This window comes from Arenibacter sp. P308M17 (assembly GCF_003426735.1).
Classification (GTDB): Bacteria; Bacteroidota; Bacteroidia; order Flavobacteriales; family Flavobacteriaceae; genus Arenibacter.
In genome coordinates, this window is record NZ_QVON01000006.1 from 1 (window position 1) to 24,746 (window position 24,746).

At 39.0% G+C, this 24,746-nt stretch carries 17 protein-coding genes; 12 read left to right on the forward strand and 5 right to left on the reverse strand.

The window, feature by feature from the left end; all coding sequences use genetic code 11:
- The first annotated feature begins 822 nt into the window (after window positions 1–822).
- The 7 genes from D0S24_RS14425 to D0S24_RS14455 all read left to right on the forward strand — a co-directional run bounded on the left by D0S24_RS14425 (window position 823) and on the right by D0S24_RS14455 (window position 9,743).
- Window positions 823–2,493 (forward strand): SulP family inorganic anion transporter, encoded by a 1,671-nt coding sequence (locus tag D0S24_RS14425; protein WP_117020592.1) that lies wholly within the window; start codon window positions 823–825, stop codon window positions 2,491–2,493.
- A 586-nt stretch (window positions 2,494–3,079) separates the two neighbouring features.
- Window positions 3,080–3,967 carry a DUF4261 domain-containing protein gene (locus D0S24_RS14430; RefSeq protein WP_117020593.1) on the forward strand — a complete coding sequence of 296 codons (888 nt, stop codon included), beginning with the start codon at window positions 3,080–3,082 and terminating at the stop codon, window positions 3,965–3,967.
- Between the two features lie 448 nt (window positions 3,968–4,415).
- Window positions 4,416–5,180, forward strand: a complete 765-nt coding sequence (locus tag D0S24_RS14435) for a hypothetical protein (RefSeq protein WP_117020594.1) — start codon at window positions 4,416–4,418, stop codon at window positions 5,178–5,180.
- Window positions 5,181–5,450: 270 nt separating this feature from the next.
- Entirely contained in the window at window positions 5,451–5,633 is a 183-nt protein-coding gene (locus D0S24_RS14440) for a hypothetical protein (protein WP_117020595.1), read from the forward strand.
- 7 nt (window positions 5,634–5,640) lie between these two features.
- Complete coding sequence (locus tag D0S24_RS14445) at window positions 5,641–6,009, forward strand: hypothetical protein (RefSeq protein WP_117020596.1); 369 nt, start codon at window positions 5,641–5,643, stop codon at window positions 6,007–6,009.
- A gap of 261 nt (window positions 6,010–6,270) precedes the next feature.
- Window positions 6,271–6,744 carry a hypothetical protein gene (locus D0S24_RS14450; protein ID WP_117020597.1) on the forward strand — a complete coding sequence of 158 codons (474 nt, stop codon included), beginning with the start codon at window positions 6,271–6,273 and terminating at the stop codon, window positions 6,742–6,744.
- Between the two features lie 266 nt (window positions 6,745–7,010).
- The gene (locus D0S24_RS14455) at window positions 7,011–9,743 is read left to right on the forward strand and encodes a hypothetical protein (RefSeq protein WP_117020598.1); all 2,733 of its coding nucleotides are present in this window, start codon (window positions 7,011–7,013) and stop codon (window positions 9,741–9,743) included.
- Window positions 9,744–9,872: 129 nt separating this feature from the next.
- On the opposite strand, the gene D0S24_RS14460 is transcribed toward D0S24_RS14455, so the two are convergent.
- Entirely contained in the window at window positions 9,873–10,160 is a 288-nt protein-coding gene (locus D0S24_RS14460) for a hypothetical protein (protein WP_147321465.1), read from the reverse strand.
- A gap of 1,301 nt (window positions 10,161–11,461) precedes the next feature.
- On the opposite strand from D0S24_RS14460, the gene D0S24_RS14475 reads away from it, so the two are divergent.
- From D0S24_RS14475 to D0S24_RS14485, 3 genes are all read left to right on the forward strand, one after another.
- Window positions 11,462–14,365 carry a SusC/RagA family TonB-linked outer membrane protein gene (locus tag D0S24_RS14475; protein WP_251795795.1) on the forward strand — a complete coding sequence of 968 codons (2,904 nt, stop codon included), beginning with the start codon at window positions 11,462–11,464 and terminating at the stop codon, window positions 14,363–14,365.
- Window positions 14,366–14,375: 10 nt separating this feature from the next.
- Window positions 14,376–15,791, forward strand: coding sequence for a RagB/SusD family nutrient uptake outer membrane protein (locus D0S24_RS14480; RefSeq protein WP_117020603.1), 1,416 nt, complete (start codon window positions 14,376–14,378; stop codon window positions 15,789–15,791).
- A 70-nt stretch (window positions 15,792–15,861) separates the two neighbouring features.
- A complete protein-coding gene (locus tag D0S24_RS14485; RefSeq protein WP_181938109.1) occupies window positions 15,862–18,753 on the forward strand; it encodes a M16 family metallopeptidase in 2,892 nt (963 codons plus the stop codon).
- A gap of 88 nt (window positions 18,754–18,841) precedes the next feature.
- On the opposite strand, the gene D0S24_RS14490 is transcribed toward D0S24_RS14485, so the two are convergent.
- The 4 genes from D0S24_RS14490 to D0S24_RS14505 form a co-directional block, all read right to left on the reverse strand.
- On the reverse strand, window positions 18,842–19,126 hold the full coding sequence (locus tag D0S24_RS14490; protein ID WP_117020605.1) for a DUF6520 family protein: 285 nt from the start codon (window positions 19,124–19,126) through the stop codon (window positions 18,842–18,844).
- A 129-nt stretch (window positions 19,127–19,255) separates the two neighbouring features.
- Window positions 19,256–19,720, reverse strand: a complete 465-nt coding sequence (locus D0S24_RS14495; RefSeq protein ID WP_117020606.1) for a MauE/DoxX family redox-associated membrane protein — start codon at window positions 19,718–19,720, stop codon at window positions 19,256–19,258.
- Between the two features lie 81 nt (window positions 19,721–19,801).
- A complete protein-coding gene (locus tag D0S24_RS14500) occupies window positions 19,802–20,773 on the reverse strand; it encodes a helix-turn-helix domain-containing protein (protein ID WP_117020607.1) in 972 nt (323 codons plus the stop codon).
- Window positions 20,774–20,828: 55 nt separating this feature from the next.
- Window positions 20,829–21,230, reverse strand: coding sequence for a hypothetical protein (locus tag D0S24_RS14505; RefSeq protein WP_117020608.1), 402 nt, complete (start codon window positions 21,228–21,230; stop codon window positions 20,829–20,831).
- 168 nt (window positions 21,231–21,398) lie between these two features.
- Here D0S24_RS14505 and D0S24_RS14510 point away from each other — a divergent pair, with 168 nt between their 5' ends.
- Both D0S24_RS14510 and D0S24_RS14515 read left to right on the forward strand, forming a co-directional pair.
- Entirely contained in the window at window positions 21,399–23,828 is a 2,430-nt protein-coding gene (locus D0S24_RS14510) for an aminotransferase class I/II-fold pyridoxal phosphate-dependent enzyme (protein WP_251795796.1), read from the forward strand.
- Between the two features lie 23 nt (window positions 23,829–23,851).
- Window positions 23,852–24,691 (forward strand): RteC domain-containing protein, encoded by an 840-nt coding sequence (locus D0S24_RS14515; RefSeq protein ID WP_117020609.1) that lies wholly within the window; start codon window positions 23,852–23,854, stop codon window positions 24,689–24,691.
- The last annotated feature ends 55 nt before the right edge of the window (window positions 24,692–24,746 follow it).

Sequence of the window (24,746 nt, forward strand, 5' to 3'; positions counted from 1 at the left end):
TTTTTTATACATTACATTGTTTTTTAAGATTGCATAAATTTAAGTAAAACGTATTTTGAACACGACAAAGCTTCCGACCGGTAGGGAGGATTCGTTCAACAATGTGTATAATTCATTGCTAGTTATAGCTTACTTACGAAAGTCCTCGCGGACTTTCTATCTGTGATTTATTTGCTAACTTTAGTGCTTAAACACGCAACGAAATCATACACTAGACCGTTAGCGGTAACTTGCCTTAAATAAAGAGCAGCTCCGGGACTTCCCCACTTTTTTGCTGCCTACCCCATAGTTTTACAAAACAGTGTTCAAACGGTACGTTTATCAATGCAGCAAAAAACCCACGGTCTGCATAATCTTGGGCCTGGGCTTTCCTGTTGTTGGGGATTAAAAAAACAAGAGCAGCTTTCGGGACATTCCCTTTTGCCGCCAGTACGCAAGGGGTGCGCAAGCAGTTCGCAGTTTGACCTTGGCCCGCCACTATCCGCTAGGGTTTTACAGAAGATCAAATTTTATTTATGTCCGCCAAGGTCTGCGATGGATTGAAAATGCAGCAAAACCCCGCGGATCGTTCCATTGGCTTGTCCGTTGGATCAAGGTCTGCGCTGCAAGCAACCGCTAACAGGGCCTATAATTCAGTCTTGCCTTTTTCAAATGAGAAAATTCCTTACTTTTAATCCGGCACGATTCCGAACTGAAAAATCCCAAGGGATTTCCCAGACCGAAATCATAGCCTTAACGTTGTAGCCAATGGCAAAAAAACGACAGACATCAATGAGTTAATTAATAACCGACCTTGGAACAGGAGAAATCGAAATCATACAATTGAAAAACAAAGAATTTACACCCAAGTTTATAACTCTGATCAAGGAAGGAATTAGCAGAAAACAACTTACCAAAGACGTTCTATCGGGAATTATTGTCGGTATTGTGGCTTTACCTCTAGCAATAGCCTTTGCCATTGCATCGGGTGTGTCTCCAGAAAAAGGATTGATTACCGCTATTATTGCAGGATTTGTCATTTCAATACTTAGTGGTAGCCGAGTGCAAATAGGTGGCCCTACGGGAGCATTCATCATCATTGTATTTGGCATTGTACAAGAGCATGGTGTTAGCGGATTAACCATAGCCACTTTTATGGCAGGCTTCCTGATTATTGGTCTAGGAGTTCTGAAACTTGGCAATTACCTGAAATTTATTCCATACCCTTTGATTGTAGGTTTTACAAGCGGAATAGCAGTCGTCATCTTTTCAACACAGATTAAAGATTTTTTAGGGATGGATATCGACAACATTCCTGCTGACTTTGTTGAGAAGTGGCTCGTTTACTTCCAACATCTTGACAGCATCAATTGGATGGCTTTTACTATAGCAATAGGAACTGTTTTAATTGCACTTTATTTTTATCGTATTACGACTAAAATACCAGGTTCTTTAGTGGCCATTTTACTTGCTACGTTGCTTGTTTACTTCTTTGAATTACCTGTGGAAACCATCGAAAGCAAATTTGGTGAAATTCCTAACAAGATAGCCTTGCCACAAATACCAAACATAAACTTTAAGATAATTCAACAGCTCATTGAACCTGCCATTGCGATTGCCTTATTGGGAGCTATTGAATCGCTACTCTCGGCTGTTGTTGCAGATGGTATGATTGGCGGAAAGCATCGCTCAAATATGGAACTTGTTGCACAAGGTGTTGGAAATATTTTTTCAGGACTTTTTGGAGGTATTCCAGCAACGGGAGCTATTGCTCGAACAGCCACCAATGTAAAAAATGGCGGAAGAACTCCAATTGCAGGTATTGTCCATGCCATTTTCCTGCTGCTCATTATGCTACTTTTCGCACCTATAGCCAAACTTATTCCGCTCTCTTGTTTGGCAGGAATATTAGTCGTAGTTGCTTACCACATGAGCGAATGGCGACATTTTAAAGATTTGTTGAAAAGCAATCGAATGGATATCATCGTTCTATTGACAACCTTTTTTCTTACCGTATTTTTCGATTTGATTTTGGCGATTGAAATAGGGTTGATTTTATCAAGTTTCATTTTTATGAAACGTATGAGCGAAGCAACAACTATAAATAATGCAGAAAATCTTTTCGGAGCAGCAGAATCTAATGGAGAAAAATTATTTGAAGAAGAACTGCCCTACATTCCAAAGAACACCATGCTATATGAAATAAACGGTCCGTTGTTTTTTGGAGCATCCCAGAAATTTCAAGAATTTTTGACAGACTTAAAGCAAGAACCCAAAGTTCTTATTCTAAGAATGAGAAATGTTCCGTTTATTGATGCAACTGCTGTCAATAGGTTAAAGGAATTTCATCAAAAATTGAAATCTTGTGGGACAACTATCATCATTTCAGGTGCTAATAGACAAGTAAAAGAAGAATTATTTAAATCTGAATTTTATTCACTCATTGGAAAAAACAATATTCTCGACAACATTAACCAAGCGATTGAAAGAGCAGAAAAAATAAACAAAGAATGAAAAACCACAGGCTACAACATAGGTAACCGTTGCCCAAGTCCCTAATTTCTAGAAAATCCAGTTAATTTCCCTCGGTTTTCAGTACCTCACATTCCGTTTTAATCTGTGCCACTTTTTAATGAAAACAAGAAAAAAAATTCTGGTTGGCGCGAGCGTCACGCTCGTGCCATCCTTTAACTTGCTCAGCCAAATACCGTTCCTTTCCCACCACTTTGCATACATTAACCAAAAATCCCTAAATTGGTAAGAAATAAAATAGTAATCCCCATAGTTAGTGTCCAGTCAAGCCTAAACCTACGGGTAATTTAATGTGTCTCTTGAGTCGCTCCTGCGTTGCAAAAATCCTTACGTAGCTACGGCTATGTGCGTTTTTTGCGCCTTGGCCCAACTCAAGATCCATCATTCCTTACCCGTTATTTAAACGTTGACTTGACACTAGGATAGCGCAAAACCGAGACCAACACAGTCATTCCCTCCAGGCTTTGTAAAATAGGTGACGTACAAATCCGGCTATAGTAAAGCAGCAAAATTTACTTGTTACTATATCCGTACGTTGGCCAACATTATAAAAAACCAATAGAACTGAATGAACCTATTCAAAAAAATATTCGGAAATAAACCAAAACCTGAAAACGGAGCAGATGCCCAAGAGAATGAACAGTTAGAAAACCCGACTGAATTATTTATGGTAAAACTTTTCTTTGAAGCTAAACCTATCCTTAACGATGAGCTTATTGAAAAAGAGCTGAATAACAGGTTTAAAATAATAAAATTTCCGGAAACCTCGGATAAAGCTGAAAATTCACGACATTACTTTTTCAATGATTACGAAGTGAAATTTGCTGAGGGAAATATTCCGGCTCAAGCAATTATATTTATACCTGACGAAAACAAAATTGAATATTCTGAACTGAACAATTCTTTCGGACAATCTTGGAATTGGAAACATGCAGAAGAGACAGTTAAAAAATGCTCTTACGAAATCTTATTGACAGACTTAATGTCAAGGAATTTAGATTATAAAGAACGAGTCGAATATTTTCAAAAATTTGTAGCAGGTATAGTTTCTGCAATGAGGCCAAATGCTGTATGGATTCGAAATAGTGAAGTTATTTTAGAGCCAAACGATTTTATAGAAAAGAGCAGTCATAATAACTATCAGAATGTAAATGCTTTTATGAATGTTCGCTTGTTCAATATTCAAGAAGAGGAGAGCGAAATGATTATGGATACTCTAGGTTTAAATTCACTTGGACTTCCAGATTTTGAATTTCGGTTTACGGATTATGACCCTCAACAAATAGCTGGACTTTTATTCAATTATGGTAATTATATCTTTGAAAACGGAGCTGTAATTGAGCACGGTGATACGATTGAGGGAATTAAAGAAAATGAAAAGTTGAAGTTCTGCTTGAATGATTCTCAACTTGAACCGAAAAGAATCGTTATTGAAATAATCGTGGCTAACAACTAAGTCTTCGTGTGTTCGGTACTGCCTGTCCCGCAAATAATGCGGGAGCCCAACATGAAGACCGTGTTGACTGAACCCGGATTCCATTTTCCCCTTACCATATGGCCTGCCAATTCATAATATTTCCCGGTGGTTAGTGCCACCCATTCCGTTTTAAATTGTGCCACTTTTTAACGAAATCAAGAAAAAATCCCCGTTGGCGCGGGCGTCACGCCTGTGCCTCTGCTTAACCTGGCAGGCCAACTAAACATTTGGCAGTCTCAAATACTACTCCTGTTCCAATGCTTTACATATATTAACCAAAAATCCCTAAATTGGTTAGGAATAAAAAGGATTAAAACTAATAGCAAGGTTAGCGCAAAACCGACACCGCAGAGTTAAACAGAGAACCCCGAAAAACTGCGCCATTGGTTTAGAGGTTTTAATCCTAATATGTTTTTGAATTTAAAAAATGATTAATCCATATAAAAAATACCTAGATAACTTCTTCGAAACTATAACTGATTTTAAACACACATCAAAACGCCTTAACACAGTACTTATTAATGATGTAAAAAAATATACCACAGAAGGAGCACAATATTTCTCAGGGACTTCTTTAGTTATAGGTGATTGGTCTGGACCAACCGACAACGGATGGAAACTAAATTTTCATACTGGAATTCAAAAATCAACATTCAAAGAAAACTATTCAAACGAAATTGAAAAAGTCCTATCTCGAGAATTCGGATTGGCTTATTCTCAATGTTTTGAAGCTTTTGAGACCCTTCTAAAAGACTTTATTTCAGTAAAAATATTATCTGACCAAAAGTTCAGAGAGGGTTTGCCTGCAAATAAGGATTATTCAAGAGAACGTTTAAGAGGTGGTGATGATATTTTCAAACTAGTTAAAAAAGCAGGAGGAAAAAGATTTAAAAATTATTCAAATAAAAATAATAATAACTTCAGATTCGGCGAGACCTTTAAAGTGTTCTCTGAAATCAGACACGCTATTACTCACTCACAGGGTACTCTTAATTCATCAAAAATTCCACAGGATAAATATTATCAGGCTCTTTTTGAACATTTATTGCCATCAAATAAACTTGACGAAGATACAATACAACTAAAATTTGATTATAAAACTCTTGACCGACTTCTAATCTACTTATCAGAATTTGGTTATCAAGTATTCAAAATATTGAGTGAAGAAGGCAAGTATGAATGGAAAATATAAAATACTACACACAAAACTTAAACGAATTGCGGGGCTTTTGGCTTGATCGAAAGGTCTGTGTATATTTATAAAGTCGCTAAATCTTATGGATTTAGCTTTGGACAAGAAAAAAATAAAACTAAACCCGCCCGTACCGAACGTCACGTTCGGGCGAGCAATAAGCTTTAGCTTTTTGCGTAGACGGAAACTGGCTAGCGTGCCCACTCGACCACTGCTGTCGCAGATGCCGTAGCTCCGCACTACGCTTAGCTAAACAGTTGGCAATATAAAATGAGCCTCGAAGAAATTTACCAAAAAGCAGAAAAATACGATTTAAAAGGTTCAACTGTAAATGAAAGCCTTTACATTTCTAGTCTTTTAAACGAGTTTGACAAGGCAATGATGATTGACAAACCAAAAGCAAGGGAAATATTAAAAGCTCTTAAAGTGGACGAAAACTCAATTGAAAAATAGTCACTTAATGAAATATAGCATTCCAGATAAAAGAGAATTGACAAAATCCGAGATTGAATTTCTAACTTTTCTGTTTGAAAAAGAAAAATCGGAATGGACTAATTTAATCAGAAATCTGAAAGTTATTGCAAGATGTGGTTGCGGAAAATGTCCCACTATAATATTGGGAAAAACATTTGACTCGGAAATTCAAAAAGGGAATTTAATAATTGATTACGTTGGAAAAAGTAAAAGTGGAGAATTGATTGGAATATCTGTTTTTGGAACTGAGCAAATGCCAACTGAATTGGAATTTTACTCAATAGATGGAGAATCTGAAATTTTAGAAAGGCCGGAAATTGAAACCCTGAAATCTATAACGGAAAATCTAACTTAATAAAAAATACTATTGCCAATAACTAAGCATTCCACCCGCTAATAGCGTTTTAAATTGTGCCACTTAAGGAAAGCAAGAAAAAATTCTCCCTGCACAAAACAAAAATCCCTAAATTGGAAGAAATAAAAAGGACCCAAATTAAATAGCCAGGATAGCGCAATACCGACACCGCACAGTTCAACGGCCAAACAAAATAACTGTGTTCTTGGCTTACTGATTTAATCTCATAATGTTGACAACAATTATCAAGCACAATTCTAAATGAAAAATTGGAATAATATTGGAAAAATAAAGAGTCTTGTGATTTTTATTCTCTGTATTTTATCAATAATAATTAAGGATTTTGAGAAAAAATCGGAAACAAATTATGATTTTTATATCGGAATTATTATAGTTATTTTTTTATTTAATATTTTATTTTTTCCCTTAATTACAAAGTTTTGGAGTTTGTTCGGCAATGCATTTGATAAACCGAATTGGAATGAAAATCCTATTACTTTTAAATCATCAAAAAGTTTTAATTTTTTTCAATTCATTGCTTTTTGGTTTATGAGCGCAGGATTAATTAATGTTTTATTATTTGGAATAATTAATCAACAATTTGACGGAGAAAATGCTTTATTATTTTTTGGTGGTCTCAGTTTATTTATCGGAATGAAAATTAGTGTGAAATGGTTGAATAAAGGTGCAAAGGAGAAATCAAAAACGCTGCCATTAACCAAATCCCAGAAGTGAAATAATTAATGGCTTTGTAGGCTCCCCCTTTTTTAGGGAAACCTACAGTTCTATTTAAGGAAGAACAGAAAATTTTCCCCTACACAAACCAAAAATCCCTACATTGGTAAGAAATAAAAAAGATCAAACCCAAATTACAAGGGTAGCAAAAAACTGACACCGCATAGTTCAAAAGTGAACCCAAATAAACTGTACACTTGGCTTACATGATTTAATCCTTTAATGTTGTGTGTCATGTACAAAACCGACTAAATAAAAGATAAAATATGAATAAAATACTTTCCTCTGAAATAATTTCACTTGTACATCATGTCAAACTAAATGAAAGTGGTTGGTGGGAAAAATCTATTCAAAATATTATAATCTCAACTTTTGGAGTAAATAAAAATTCACCTCAAAATGAAAGTGATATTTTTAAAAATCTAAAATCAGAACTAAATGGCAGTTTTGATAAAAACAGAATTTCAACACAAATAGAAAGCTTAAAAAGTAAAAAGCAAATAATACCTGTTTCTGAAGATTTATTTATTTTATCAGAGGAAGTATATTCTGAATTTCAAGCCTCTTTTATAAAACAAAAAGAGATTGAATTCGAAGCAGAAAAAAGGTTTAATGAACTATGCTATAAACTTTACCCAGAAACATCAGCAAAGAAACTATGGGATGATTTGAATCAGTACTTAATTATACCTCTTATTCGAGAAATAGGAGCAAAAACATACGAGCTAATTAGTGGGAAAGATACTATTTCAATTGAGCAATATGGTCAATTTCAAAAATTTGTAAGTAGATATAACGGAAATAAATCATTAGTTCATGCTTTACTTTTAAACTATTTCGATTTTAAAAATATCTATGTAAAAAATTATATTTTACACCAATTAAATGCCTATTTTTTTATTGAATCTGCAAACTTAAATACATCTGCTGTCGAAGAAATATATGCATTATCCAAATCACAAATTAATCTAAAAATATTTGTTGACACAAATTTTTTACTCACTTTACTTGATTTACACGACAACCCTTCCAATGAAGCTGCTTTTTCACTTATAGAATTAATCAACGAAATTAAGAACAAGGTAAAAGTGAAATTCTATATTCTACCAGTAACAATTTTTGAATTTCAGAATTTAATAAAACGATTTAAAGATTATTTAAAAAGAACAAAACCATCCCTAAACCAAGCAATTGCAGCTGAAAGCACTGATGATTTTTCGGGTATAATTAAAAGATACTTCCAAAAATGTCATGAAAAGCAAACAATGCTCAATATAGATGACTATTTCGACCCATATCTTGATAATTTTACTGTTAATATCAGAAAAAAAGGTCTTGAGATTCAGCAAGACAACATGGAAAACTATTCAACTGACCAAAGAGTAGTTGATGATTTGCTTGAACAAGTAGAATATCGATTTGAACGTAATGATAAAGCAGATAGATATAAAGGACTTTCTAATGAGGAGAAGGAAACAAACAAAAAAAAGATATACGATAAATTCAATCACGATTGTCAATTATGGCATTACGTAAAAGACAAAAGACCAACTTACATAGATTCACCCAAAGATGTCAAGAATTGGATTTTAACGTTAGATTTTAGCTTTCTTGAATATGACAAATTCAAACAATATAATGACTTAAACACAAAAATAAGTGTTTGTCTTCACCCTAATGAATTTATTTCAATGCTTCAATTTTGGATTCCTAGAACAGAAAAATTTGAAAATGCGATTCTTGGGAATTTTAGATTACCTTTTCTATTCAGAGAAATTGATGGAGACTCTGAGAAAATAAGTATGGAAATTTTAAGGGCTATGTCGCAGTATGAAGACAGTGAGAAATTTAATAGTGAACTAGTAACTGAAATTTTAACAAATAAAGCATTAAGACAAAAAATTAAAGTAAGTAACACAATTGAGGAAAATGCTGAATTAATTAAAGAAGAGTTATTTAAAAAATATGAGATTGCTAAAAAGCTACTATCAGAAGAAACTGAGAAAAAAGAAAGCTTATCAGGAGAGTTAAATTTAGTTAAGGATGAAATAAGTGCTTTAACAAAGAAAATTGAGGAGTTTAGAGAAGAAACTAACAACAAAATTGTAAAAGAATTTGAGTTAGTAAGAAAAAATAAAATCCAAGAGATTAAACGAAGGCAAGAATCCTTAAAAGCTAAAAAAGACCAACTCAAAAATCGTATGGATGATTTTAAGGAACAAATCAATAAGGCCGAAATAGAATTTAAACAGAGCTCAAAAACCTTTGGCTCATTTTTAAAATCGGCATATATAGGTAAAACTAAATACTTAAATGAATTACAAGTTCAAATTAGCAATAAGTACTACAACCCTTCCAAATATCAGGAAGTAAAAGAACTAGAAAGGTTAAATGTACCAGAAGTAAATGAAAAAATAATTATTTATTGTGAAAATCAAAATTCTGTTTTTTTTAACAACTTAAACTTTGATAATATTCATTTTATAGCTGAAAACAATAGCAATAGTGTTTTTATTAAGGTTTTAGCAAATCAAATTCATTTTGGAATCAGAGACAGAGATTTTTTAACAGATACTGAGATTAAAAAAATTCAAAATTCATATACCAACTACATAATTCTTGAATATTACTGTTTTGAAAATTATTTATATCATCCAGATAACATTGAGGAACTGAACAAGGAAGGATTTAATAAAGAAAGTTATATTGAAGAACTTATAAAACAGAAAAATTCAAAATATGATTCAATTCTTATAAAATTAAGGAATTCGAGAAATGGTTATCAAGAATTTAAAGTTCCCGATAATAAATTTAGAGAGAGTGATGAAATAGTTTGTAAATATTTGAAATCTGATGAAATCGAAGAATTTCTTAAATCCTTTAGTTTAAAAACCGAATTTGATAGAACAATTATATCAAAACTTCAATTGGAACAGAAGGATCTTTCTTCAACTGATTGGTTTAGAAAAAAAATGGAGAATTTACTATCATTTGGATAAAACACGAACACACTCTACTTTTCTAAGAGACTTTTATTGTTTCGCGGTCAATTTTTGGGGAAGCCTACATTTCCTCTAGGTTCTGTGTAAGCTTTCCTTAAACCGAATCGATTAAAAGTAAAAAAACAGTTATTTCCTTTTTGAATTTTTATTTTTGGAAATACCGTCCAAATTAGCATAATAATCTTCAAAATCAAACATGATTTCGAAGATATGTTTTGGATGTACTCGCAACCCTGTTGCAATTTCAATTAAAGAGGATAATTGACAGTCTGTTTTATTATTCGCGACATTACTTATCTTACCTGGGTATATATTACATTTTTTTGCAATATTGGTATAAGACGTTTCGCCTTTTAACTCTTTTATTCTTTGTGCAATTAATTCCTTAATTTTTTCGGTCTTATATTCATTCATAAATTGCAAGCTTTTATGCAATATGAATGTTCTATAAAATAAATTCATTACCGAATACGGTAACGAACGAATATTTTTATTATATTGCATCGAATTAGTATTTTTGCGATTCTTCTATAAAAAAATTAGAAGCATTCGCTTTGAATCTCGCTTTTGAAAACTGGTAATTTTTAAATGGGAACGAGATGATAAGTAAGATGCTCACGTCTATATCGGCGTGGGCTCACTTATTGTTCCCACGGTATACCAGTACCTCAAAGGCAGTAAGCTGAGTTCCGCGCCTTTTATATTTTTGGCTTTTACTCACTGTATTCTTAGCGTTGCTTTTTAGGAGCATGACAAAACCAACTTAAAACGTTAAGAGCGTTATGGAACACGGTTTTTGTACACCAATGGGGTACCGCATAGGGCAACATTTTAGCATGTTGGCCCTTACCGTGTTCGATATCCTCTTTGCCAAAAAACCAAAGAACCCTATATAGGCTTAAACCTATTACTTATTATGGGATTGGTGTTGACCCTTTTTTTCCGGAATACGAAAAATAATGTTGTCCCATAATCCACGATCCACACACTTTTGGCATCCGGCCAAATAACGACAAAGCAGCCTAAGCCCTTTGGGACCTGCCCTTATGTCCGTTCCGCCTTGTGCACACCGCGGAAAGGAAAGGGCGAAGCCCTTATTATGTATGGATCCAAGATTTTGAGATGTCACAAATCTTTTTGACCCTATTGATCAAAAATATCATTTCAACTGGCGAAGCCAAAGATCCTTATCCGCAGAATAGTGAACGAAAGCTCCGGAGCAGGAGCTGAGTTACGAAGCGACGCGGAGTTTCGATCACGGTTTTTCGACCTTGTTGTCGAAAAAATTCCTCGGAAAAGGCGCCTTTTTCTTTGTTTCGTTTCTTTTGGGCGAGCAAAAGAAATGAAAAAGGAAGGTTGATATGGAAATAATATACATTTCATCAATGAACATCAAAAGGTCAACGGATTCATTATAAACACTTATGTAATTCAAAGGGAATTATAAAATTCCCTTGATGAACCAAAATGCCTATGACATAAAAAAGCACATAAAAAAACAACCTCCCAAACCCTGTTGACGCAAACGTTTGGAAGGCATTCAAGAATTCATAGATAAAAAACCAAGTTTCATCCAATATTTCAAAATTATGCAAAATAATCTGGAGTACAGGGGCATGCTACGCCTTTGTCTAATCTTTCTTTTCAGTTTTTTTCCCCCACCTTACTTTGCCCATTTCCCCCATGGGCATTGTTTTAAGGTTTCAACTATACTAATGACCCAACAGCAGCAAATTTCCGGCACCGTTACGGACCCCTATGGCCCCATGCCGGGGGTGCACGTCCTTATCAAAGGTACAAATAAAGGCACCTTTACGGACCAGGAGGGACAATACTCCCTTTTAGTAAACAACAAGGACACCCTGGTCTTTAGCTATCTGGGCTACCACAGCCGGGAACTGCCCGTTTTGGGCCGTACCACCCTGGACATAGAGATGCAGTCCGAGATTACGGAACTGCAGGAAGTGGAGATCAATGCCGGGTATTATACGGTAAAGGAAAGGGAGCGGACGGGGAGTATTAGTAGGGTCACCGCCAAAGAGATAGAACTGCAGCCCATAGTAAGTCCGTTAGAGGCCCTTCAGGGCCACATGGCGGGGGTAGAGGTGGTGCAAAATAACGGAATTCCGGGAAATGCCCCACTCATAAGGATCAGGGGACAGAACAGCCTGCGGGATGACGGGAATTTCCCCTTATATATTATTGATGGAATGCCCATAAATTCTACTCCGATAGATGGGGGCAATAATTTTTATTTGAGCGGAATAGATCCATTGAGCACCCTTAACCTGTCCAATATTGAGAGTATTGAAGTATTGAAGGATGCGGATGCTACGGCTATCTATGGTTCGCGAGGTGCCAACGGAGTGGTACTGGTTACTACAAAAAAAGGGACTTATAGGCAAAAAACGGAAATAGAAGCAAGGTGGTACTCCGGAATGGGACAAGTATCCAATAAAGAAGACCTTTTAAGCACGGAACAATATTTGGCTATAAGAAAAACGGCATTGCAAAATGATGGCAGGCAACCCGATGAATTTTCAGATTATGATCTGTTGTTATGGGATCAACACCGCTATACGGATTGGCAGGAAGTATTGTTTGGCGGTACCTCCCAAATTACGGATTTAAATATCGCCGCATCCGGGGGCAATGGGACTACTTCCTTTAGGTTGGGAGGATCGTACCATAATGAAGGATTGGTATTTCCGGGAGACAATAGCTACCACAAAGTTACTGCAGGGTTACAACTAGACCATATTTCCGAAAACAATAAATTGCAAATGAATTTTTCCGCCAATTATGGTATTGACCAAAGTGATGTTCCCGCATATGACAATAGCTTTGTTGCAACGGCGCTCATACTTCCTCCCAATGCGCCCAGGATAAAAAACGAAGATGGCAGCCTGCATTGGGAGGAATGGCAATATTCGCAATGGGACAATCCCTATGCCGCCATTTTATATAGAAATTCCTCGGATGTAGGCCATAATCTAATAGTCAATTTAGGACTGTCCTATCAATTGTTCCATAACCTGACATTCAAGGCCAATATGGGATATAACAATATGGCCAGAGATTATAAAGCATCCTTTTCCAAGGAGCAATATAGCCCTGAAATAAGGGAAGATCAAAACCATAGTTCAAGGGAAAGACATGCCGATAGGAAATCTTGGATCATAGAGCCCCAATTTACATACCGGGCCAAAATGGGAAAGGGAACTCTAGATGGTTTGATCGGGGCCACTTTTCAGCAAAACGATTCCAAGAACCTGATCGTTACCGGGGAAGGGTTCGTATCCACTGCCTTAATTGGGGATTTGGCCGCAGCACAGAACGTTAATATCATCAACAATGAAATAAAAAGATATAAGTACAACGCGGTCTTTGCCCGTTTAGGTTATAACCACGAACAGAAGTATTTCATTAATCTTACCGGACGCCGGGATGGTTCCTCGCGTTTTGGACCCAATAAGCGCTTTGCCAATTTTTGGGCCATTGGAGGGGCCTGGATATTTTCTGGGGAGAATTTTGTAAAGCAGAACCTTCCCTTTATTAGTTTTGGGAAGTTTAGGGGGAGCTATGGCATAACAGGTAGCGACCAAATAGGGGACTATGGATATTTGGACGCCTATGAGGCCACAGCGGGGCCTAATGGTATATACCCCACCCAACTTACCAATCCCAATTATTCCTGGGAAGAAAACAAAAAACTGGAGACGGCACTGGAACTGGGCTTTCTAAATGACAGGATAACCCTAGGGGCCAGTTGGTACCGGAATCGTTCTTCCAATCAATTGGTAGGATATCCGCTGCCATCCATCACAGGGTTTAGTTCGGTGCAGGCCAATTTGCCCGCTACGGTTCAGAATACAGGATGGGAATTTGAACTTGCCACCATGAATATACGTTCCAAGAATTTTAGTTGGCAGACATTTATAAACCTGACCGTTCCAAAGAACAAACTTTTAAGTTTCCCGGATATTGAACAGACTTCCTATGCCAATATTTATAGAATAGGGCATCCGTTGAATATCCGTTTGTTGTACGAATACGAGGGTGTGGATCCAGGGACAGGCCTATACCGGGTGAAGGATGTGAACCAAGATGGGCAGTACGACTTTAACGATGCCATTGTGGTAAAAAAGTTGGGCAGGGAGTACTTTGGGGGATTGACCAATAAATTCTCCTACAAAGGCATGGAGCTACGGTTTTTATGGGAATTTGTTAAACAATCGGCGCCTGAACGGGAGACAAGTTTGCCCGGCTATAAGGCCATGCAGACCGCACAATTTTTCGGTGATTGGCAATATGGGCAAAATAACAATGTTCAGACCGTTTCAGAGTCATTTGAAGCCGGTACCGCCTATTATAATGCGCAATTAAGTGAAAGGTTTTTCAGTGATGCATCCTTTTTAAGATTGCGAACGCTAAGCCTTAGTTATGACCTGCCCACTCTACCTTTAAAGGAAATTGGATTGAAAGGCTGTAGCCTCTTTTTACAGGCCCAAAATCTTTTTACCATCACGAATTACAACAGCCTAAACGTAGAAAACCCAGGGAATGCAACACTTCCCGCGCTCAAAACCCTGACCCTAGGGGTACAAATTAACCTTTAAAAACAAAAATATGTTGAACAAAAGATATGTAAAACCCATTATACTGTGCCTTGGTTATCTGTTGACTGTTTCCTGTGAGGATTTCGTGGATTTGGAACCTCCAAATTATAAAATGGTCACGGAAACCGTTTTTGAGAATGATGATACCGCAATGGCCGCAATAACCGGTATTTATAACGAGCTCTTTTCCTCTGCGAGTTTCTCCAATGGACATATAAGCTCCGTGACCATCTTGGCAGGAATGTCTTCTGACATTTTTGAAACAACCAGTGCTACGGATACAAGATATGGCCCATTTCAACAAAACCAGATTTCATCTAGGGGGACACCTGATGCCAGTGCCAATTATGAGCTTTGGTCCAGTGCCTATAATATAGTCTATATGGCCAATAGCGTTTTGGAAGGATTATCGAATTCCGAACAATTATCCGAGGAAACACTTTCTATGGCCGAAGGGCAAGCAAGGTTCATAAGGGCCTTTACCTATTTTTATTTGGTAAACCTTTATGGTGATGTGCCATTGGTACTGACAACGGACTATGGTAAGAACGCCGTGGCCCCAAAAGTTTCGGCAGCCAAAGTATATGAACAGATAGCTACCGATCTAGACTTGGCACTATCCCTTTTGGAGGAAACGGGGGAGTACGAACATTTGGAACGCACCCACGTAAATCGCTTCGTTGTGATGGCCTTAAGGGCAAGAATTTATCTATACCAACAAAATTGGGAGAAAGCGGAAGAGTGGAGCAGTAAGGTTATTGATCAAACGGCTATCTATGAAATCCTAGAGGATTTGGACCAAGTGTTCCTAAAGAACAGTAGGGAAGCCATATGGCAAATATCCCCTGTTCCGGTAGGAAGGCGACAGACCACATATACCAGGGAGGGGTATTTTTTTAGGGGAATAAACAGCTCACGGGTGGTTCTTTCGAATGATTTTGTGGCGGCCATAAATCTGGAAGATAAAAGGTTGGCACATTGGGTGGGTTATAATGCAAGCAGGGAGTTTTATTTTCCGCAAAAATACAAAGATGGAAGCAGCAGTGGCAATATTACCGAATATTCAATGGTATTGCGGCTTGCAGAACAGTATCTGATACGTGCAGAGGCACGTGCCATGCAAGGAAATTTGCCGGGAGCCATATCAGATTTGGACAAATTACGTAATCGGGCCAATCTAGAGCTCATCGCCAATACCTTACCCGGAATCCCACAAGAGGATTTACTGGAAGAAATAATGGAAGAACGTAAACGGGAACTGTTTTCCGAATGGGGACACCGCTGGTTGGACCTAAAACGCCTCCAAAAAACAGCTGAGGTATTAAAGCCGATAAAACCACAATGGCAGGACACGGATATTTTCTATCCCATACCCGAAGAGGAACGTGAAAAAAATCCAAATATTGAACAAAATGAGGGTTATTGAGCTTTTACTTAAAGTACTGACTGTTAAAGGGGTATCTGGCTCCATTTTATTATGCAAACAACCACTTAATATGTATAAGATAACCGAAAAAATAAAGGGATATAAATACGTACTCCAAATATTTCTTTTTGTTGTAATTACCGCTATGAACGGACAAGAAGGCAATGTGCTTGATAATGGTGCTCCACTGTCATTGGACCCTTCAATCCGTTATGGGCGTTTAGGGAACGGGTTTACGTATTATATTAAGCGTGTGGAAAATGGTCCCAAGAAGATAAACATGCGATTTTATGTCAAGGTTGGGAATAACTATCAACAAGCCGAAGAATTGGATTATGCACATGCCATTGAACACCTGGCTTTTAAATGTGCCAAAGATTTTCCGGTCAACCTATTAAACGACCCTGCACTTCTGAATAGTTTGGGCATGGGCAAAAGTGATCTTTTTGCACAAACTTGGAATTATTCCACATGGTATAGGTTTGATATTCCTTCAAATAGTGAAAATGCTTTCAATACGGGCCTTAGGTGGTTTACAAACATTACGGACCTGGATCTGACCGAGGAAGCTATTATAAAGGAGAAGGGACCCTTGCTCCAAGAAATTGTTTTTCGTCAAGGCGATAACCTTCAAAAGTTTTTTGTTAAAACAAAATTGAAATCACTCTTAATCCCTTGTAGCAATGATTACTCCGATTTTTTTAAACTTAATAAGGAATATACGCCCGGGACACTTATAGATTTTTATAAAAAATGGTACCAACCAGATCGCATGGCCATAGTTCTGGTGGGGGATATTAAGAACATCGATAAAATTGAAAAGAAGGTAATCGATAATTTTTCATCCATGAACAGGGTGAAAACACCAAACAAATGGTTGGACTGTGTTCAAGAATACTTGACAGGAGAGAAACATTTTGCCTACATGGAATTGGATTCATCATATCCTGGGGGTAGTGAAGAAGTGGAGTTCTTTCTTTACCATAGGAAACCGGAGATAATCGAGAATCTTGAGAACGAGCAGAAAATCAAAGAAAGGCTGTATTGGAAATTACTTTATAAACTGATCAATCACCGATTAAATGAGTTAGAGAAAACATATGGCAATCACTTTACTTCTTCGTTTTTTACTCCCGGTCCATATTTGCCTGCAATGGAGTTAAGGATTAGGTCCAATGTGAATACGATTGGGAAAGGATTGAATAAAGTACTTTTAACATTACGACAATTAAAAAAGTTTGGACTTGAACAAAATGAATGGGACGAATTAAGAAATAATTATATCCTACTCATGGACAAGGAAGAAACTGACCGATCAGCGTATTGGTTGGAACGCATTCAGGAACACTTTGTTTATGGGGAAGCATTACCGGGGAACAATGCTATTGCCTTAAAAAAATGGCTGTCCAAACTAAGTCTCAATGAGTTTAATGCGGCGCTTGGCCGCCTTATAAGCGATGATCCGGACGATATTGGGATTATGGCACCCAAGGGGACCAAGTTTACCGAAAACCAGGTACGGGGTTGGATACAGCAGGCCCTATTACAGAGCGTAGAGCCATTTATCCGCCACGAAGTACCAAGGGAATTATTAAGTGAAGACCAAAAATCTACTTTAAAATTAAGGGGTTACAAGGTTATAGGTACTGCTTCTTCAGGGGCCGAAGAGATTGTGTTGGACAATGGAATGAAAGTAATATTGGATACTTTGACAAATAGCAAGGATAGATTTTATCTACACGGGTTCAGTCCAAATGGTGCATCATGCTTTCCTGAAAAGGCTTATTTTTCTGCTATAAATGCCCCCTACATTGTTCAAAATTCCGGAGCAGGGTCACTGAATAAATTTCAAATCAATAGCTATTTAAAGGAGCATAGCAAAGGATTGTGGATCCGACCTTATATTAATTACAACGAAACGGGTATCAAAGGAAACGCTGCCATTGATGATCTGGAAACGATGCTTCAATTGGTATACCTGTATTTTGTACACCCCAGAAAAGATGAAAATGCGTTTACGGATTGGAAAATTCAAGAAGAAAATCGCCACTTGTATCCTACATATGGTATTAGCAACCAAGATTTTGTTGTAAGGATTCGGGAGTTTTTAAAGGATCGCTCAAAAGTACCGGAAGGGACAAGGCGTTTGCATGGAATTCGTCAAACGGAGATGGGAGCGGCCTATGAAATCTATAGAGAACTCCATGGTGACGCCGAAGATTTTACTTTTATTATTAGCGGTAGTTTTTCAGTGGAGGAAGTTTTGCCATTATTGCAAAAGTATCTGGGGAATCTTCCTGTAAGGTCCAATTCTATTTTGGATGAAACTTGGTCCACCAAAGAGGTGACGCTTCCAGCAAGCCCATTATATAAAAAATTCAATCCCCATGGGATTGGAGCAGGATACAAGATGAAAAATATTTTTTATTACAGAAAGTACCTGTCCAAAGTGGATAAACCAATGCATTGGAAGGAACTAATAGACATTGAAGTGTTGGGTTATATGTTGAATTCCAAAATATTGGATTTACGCTTTTCCGTTGAGGCGGGGTTATATGATATGATAGCATTTGGTACAATTAACAAGGAGTCCTCATTTTATGATATAGGAATTTTACTGAATGTTATCCCGAGTGAATTGGAGATGTTGCGAAAGGCCTGCAAATCGCTGGTAAAAGAACTGCGTGATAAAGTTGTTGACAGAGAAGTTTTTAAGGATGTAATGCTCAATAAAGTTTATCCAAAATATAGGGTAAGTAGACAACACGATCCTGCTAGAAGAGTTGAAAAATTATATGATCATTATCGATTTAACGAAAAATGGGCAAGCCCGGTTGAAATTGAGGAATATGTAAAATCACTGATGCCCGAGGATATTATGAGATCGGCACGGAAATACCTTAGGGAAGACCATCTGATGGAATTTACATTTGAGGATGAAAATGGCAATTCCAGAAAATAGTTTCTAGAAATATTTTGTTTGAATAAAATAAGTATAACATCGGATAAGATCAATCCGATGTTATACTTGTTGTAATTAGTCCAATAATTTAAAGCCTAGGATCATCGATTGTTTGAATCGGGGCATTACTTTTTAATGGTTCATCGGTATCGGAATCATAAACTATAAACGTACCCGACAAATTTTCAATACGTACTTTACAATCTGCAGTGGATTGCGAATTACAATTGGCTTCAACATCATATGGCTGACCTTCAATAATTACATATCCGGTAGCGTAAAAATCATCGGCCGTTGCGTTCACAAATGCAAAGGACAGTGTAATGGCAAAAACAAATGCCAACATCGGTAAAATCAATTTTAAATTTTTCATGATAATATAATTTTGATTAATAATAAGTGCCTACTCTCTTGTACAGGTTTTCGGTCTTCCCCCTGCTCTTGTTGCGCAACAAAATATCTTCATCATTTTACTTTATATTATATATGGTCCCATGGCCATTTAAGGGCCTTGGTGGATATTGTTTATGGGTATATTTTTATGTTTGCGGGAGAGCAATATGACCAGTAGGGCCAATAGGAGCAATCCCATATTGAGCACCAAATGCTGTTCCCAGGACAAGAGGGAGATAATGCCCCCGCAAGAACAGGGCCTATAAGGGGCAAAAAACACAATGGCCACGGTGTAGCCGGTAAATAACAGCATAAGGCCCATTGCTCCGTAAAGACCTAACAACCGTGTCCTGGACCGGACCAATAACAGGGCTACGGCCAGCTCGGCCAAGGGAACCATCCAGGAGGCCAAAGATGCCATGGTCTCCCCACCAAGGATGGGCGAGTTCCTGATATTGTCATAGAACCTATGGCCTTCCAAGAATTTGGTGAGTCCAGCATAGGCAAAAAGGATAATGAACAGCAAACAGGCCATTTGTACAATTGTCTCCCTAAATATTTGTTGCCGTTTCATATCATTTGTATTGATATGGTAAAGTTCGGGAGTTAAAATTGCTTGTAAGGGATAAATACTTATCCCAGAGGGATTTATGTATTATATCTCTCCGGAATCGGCTTTTTTTCTGAAGATTTTAGGGGAATATCCGTACTGCTCGCTGAACGCCCTACTGAAATGGGGAACGCTTTTGAAACCAACCATCTTGGCAATGGACTTGAAGTTCAGCCGGGTATATTGTACCATGGTCTTGGCCTTTCGCAGCCTTTCCTGTACCAAATATTTAAACACCGTGGTTCCATAAAGTTCCTTAAAACCATATTTCAACTTGTACTCATTGGTGCCCAATTGGTGGGCCAGGTCCTTAAGGTTGGGCAGGTCCATCTGCAGGTTGTTGAGGATCATATCCCGTCCCTCCCTTATTTTTCGGATATCCTCATAACTCAGTCTGACCTTTGGTCTGGTTACTTTTTTTTGGGAAATTTTGCCATTGGGGTCCGGATTAATGACAGTTTGGTTCCTTTCCTTGCCATAGGTCCTGCCCGTAACGGTATGGACTACCGTGATAAGAACGTTCTGGGAACCGTCCGTTTCGGATCTGATGGATGTGATATGGCAGCGGTTGGGAACGACCAGATCTTCATTGGTCAAAAAATTAAGGAGTAGGGACATATCATAAAAACGCTTCTTGCGAAGGGTCTTCCATTTCTGTTCCCAATCTGTTTTGGAGGCTTCCGTCAATAGGTCCGAAAATGGTTTCTTGACTATATTACCGTGCAATTTGGAAAGGATGGTACAGGCCTTTTGGTTGGCCATTTGGACAATACCGTTCCCATCCAGTAAAAAACAGATCTGTACCAAATGCTCGGTGGTACTCTTGGAACTCACATATCCCTGATGGTAGAAGGATTCCTGGATCTCTTCGGCCAGCATGTTGAGCACTATGGCCAGGGCCTCCACATTGTCGTTCGTGTCCGAGGTCTCCAGGCGGTAAAAGAAATTACCTCCGGCCATTTCCAGGAGCATTTGCTGGATCTGTTGCATTCTGTGTTCGGTTCTTACGGGGGACATTACTATAGGATTGTTTGATTATGGTCAATGTTCATTATTCTGCGTATTGAATTGTTTAAAATATGGACAAGCCCATAACCATACCTATGAACCGGCCCAGATAGGCCAGTGCCTTGGAAATTTCCCGAAAGGAGGCCGTGGGGATGTCCGGATGGTTCGTCATCAGATAGAACCGTGTCATGACATCGCTCACGGGAGGTTCAATGATAAAGGCCAGGGCCTTTATCAGCAGGGACCCTTCCAGGGCCAGATAGTCCCTGGCGGCCTTGTCCACCTTGCGGAGCTGTCGGATGTCACAGATGACGGGGTAGGCCCGCTCTTCCTGGAACATCAACCGATCCCTGACGATCCGTTTAGACGCTTGGAGATCGATAAATACCCCCTTTTTGTAAATGATATGTACAATGTTGTCCACAAGCATGTACTGTGTGAAATCGTTTTCAAAATAATTTTGCATGGCATTTAAAGAAAACTGGTAAATGATATTAAATTTACATAAATATAATGATTGTGATTTTTAAAACCTTCTTTAAGCCTTATATAAAGGGAGTTTTTCTTATCCCAGAGGGATTATAACTTATCTGAGAGGGATGAATTTTGTGTTGGGTAGTACAAAATCCTACAAATGCCACTACATTTTAGGGACCAAACACAAATGACCATGGCAAAGATCAAGCACAATAATTTTTTGGACACCGTCAACGAGGTGATAACCGATGCCGCCAAACAGCGTGTTCTACACCTGTATGCGGAAGGGGAGGACTTTACGGGAAGGACCATTGGGGTCGGGGGAAATGCGCTCTATCATTTTGGGACCACAGGATATTTGGGACTGGAACAGGATCCTAGATTAAAGGTTGCCGCAGTCGGTGCCATCCAAAAGTACGGTACGCAGTTTCCCCTATCCAAATCCTATATCTCCCATCCTTTGTACAACGCCCTGGAAGAAAAAATAGGGCAAATGTACGGGCAGCCCATCATTATCACGAAGAACAGTACCCTTGGGCATCTAGGGGCCATACCCAGTGCCGTGGACGATAGGGATGCCGTTATACTGGACCACCAGGTACACTGGAGCGTTCAGAATGCCTGCAAGTTGCTAAAGAACCGAAGTATTCCTGTGGACATGGTCCGCCACAACCATTTGGACATGCTGGAGGACAAAATAAAATACTATTCCAGTAAACGGAACCGTATATGGTACATGGCCGATGGTATATATTCCATGTACGGGGACAGTGCACCGCTGCACCAACTAATGGCCCTTTCGGAAAAGTATTCCCAATTGCACTTCTATATAGATGATGTTCACGGTATGAGCTGGGCGGGGAGACATGGTACCGGTTTTGTCATGGACCAGCTAAAGGAACTTCCGGACAATATGCTGCTTTTTGGGACCTTGAGCAAGACTTTTGGGGCAAGCGGGGCGATATTGGTATGTCCTGATAAAAAGATGCACCATAGGATAAGGACCTTTGGAGGGCCCTTGACCTTTTCGGCCCAACTTGAGCCGGCATCCGTCGCAGCAGCCTCGGCTTCGGCGGACATACATCTTTCCCCGGAAATCTATGGTCTCCAGAGCGAACTGAAAGAGCGTATCCAATATTTCAACGGCCTGCTTTCAAAAACGGACCTGCCCTTGGTGGATAGGAACGATTCCCCAGTGTTCTATATTGGAACGGGGATGCCCAAAACAGGTTACAATTTTGTAAACCGATTGATGGAGGAAGGATTCTATGTCAATCTAGGATTGTTCCCAGCGGTACCCGTAAAGAACACAGGAGTACGCATTACTATTTCCAGACATAACCAAAAGAAGGAGATAACTGCCTTGGTGGAGGCCATGGCCCATCATTATCCAAAAGCCCTGGAGGAGACCGGGACCGACCTGGGCAGGGTGCGCCGTGCCTTTGCCATGGCCGTCCCTAAAACAGGGCCAAAAGTTGTGCATGGTGATCTCAATATCCAATTGGAAAATTCTATAACCGAGGTGGATAAGGAAATGTGGAACAATGTAATGGGGGCCCATGGGGTCATGGACTGGGACGGACTGTTGTTTTTGGAGAAAAGTTTTCAGGGGAACGCTCTCAAGGAACACAATTGGGAGTTCCGATACCTGATCGTAAGGGAGGACAAAGGGAATCCGATATTGGCCACGTTCATGACCGCCGGACTTTGGAAGGACGATATGCTGGCCAAGGAAAGTATATCAAAAACCTTGGAAAACATAAGAAAGTACGATCCCTATCATTTGACTTCCAGGGCAATTTCCTTAGGTTCCCTTTTCACAGAGGGGAATCACCTGTACCTGGACCGGAAGCATTCATTGAAGGATAGGGCCCTAAACGCGTTGATGTGGACCCTGGAAACCTTGGGACATAAAATGGGGTGTAAAATGACCGTTCTCCGGGATTTTGGACCGGATGAGAATCTGGGGGAATTTTTTAAAGACCAGGGATTTGTACGTATACAAATGCCTAATTCTTGTACCGTGGACCTTCGGGACCGCATGGATGTCGAAACCTATTTCTCCCGGCTTTCCGTCCGAAACCGCCGTCATTTCCGAAAAGAAATATTGGCTTTTGAACCAGAATTCGAAGTGGACATCCTGGCATCATGCCAAAAGGAACAACTGCAACAGCTTATTGCGCTTTACGGCAATGTCCATAGGAACAATCTTGGTCTGAATACCTTTTCATTTCCGCAACGGCTTTTTGAGGCCATGTCCGACAATCCACATTGGGAGTTTATCGTGCTTACGTTAAAGAAGGGCCAACAAAAACCCATCGGGGCAATGTTCTGTTATAAAAACCAGGACAAAACTTACGTCCCGGCCTTTGTAGGACTGGATTACACCTATGTGACGAGCCATTTTACCTATCGCCAATTATTGTACCAGACCATCAAAAGGGCCATCGCCCTTGGCGCTTCCCATATCGATTTTGGACTTACCGCTTCCTTTGAAAAACGTAAGCTGGGTGCAGAGGTCAACGAACGGTATGCTTTTGTACAGACTTCTGATAACTATGTTCTGGAACTTTTGGGCACCATGTAACATGAGGGATAAACCGAAAGGGGATGAAGTATCAAAGACTGGTATCGGAATTCAAGACCCAATTGGATAAGCTGGAAAACGGAAACGGCGATATTCTATTTAGGGCGGAGTCGGGCATCACCATGGTAGAACGCTACATAAAACGGCTCCAGGCCCAAATTGATAAGAAGACCTTTGATTCCCAAGTGGAGGAAATCAATTTTTTTAAGCATATCAAACCCCAGTTCTATAGCAAACTCATTTATTATGGAAGGTTGTTCAACATTGAGAGCAGAAGGCCGCGGGGCAGCAATGCCGCACAGGTGAAATACTTAAAGAACCAGATCGATAAGCTACAGATCTTCTTTAATGACAACCTGGAATTCTATAACTATTATCGCCGTGGGGCCATTTCCTTGGACGAACAGTATTTTGTAAGGGGCAATATGGACCTACGGCTGCCCCTGGAATCCTTTCATTTTATGATCGACGATCAGTTCTCCACCTGTCAGGACGGTACGGTGGCCACCATAATGGCCTATGACATGCTCATCGTATATCTACAAAGGGAGATCGATACCTTGACGACCAACATGGACGACTTAAAAGACAAACCTATGGAACGACCTTCAAAACTTTTTTGGACCGGAAGCAAGACGGACCTGATCGAGCTCCTTTATGCCCTCCACTCCATTAAATGTATAAACAGTGGGACCGCGGACATTAAAGAGCTGGCGGCCCATTTCGAACATTTCTACAATGTGGACCTTGGCAACTACTACCATACCTTTATCGAGATCAGGTCCAGGAAGACCGGTAGGACCAAGTTTCTGGACAGGCTTATCGAGATGCTGCAACAAAGGATGGAGGGTCTGGACGACTGACCCAAAATCCCCCACCTTGGGATAGAGGTGGGGGATTTCCATTTTTTACCCTTCA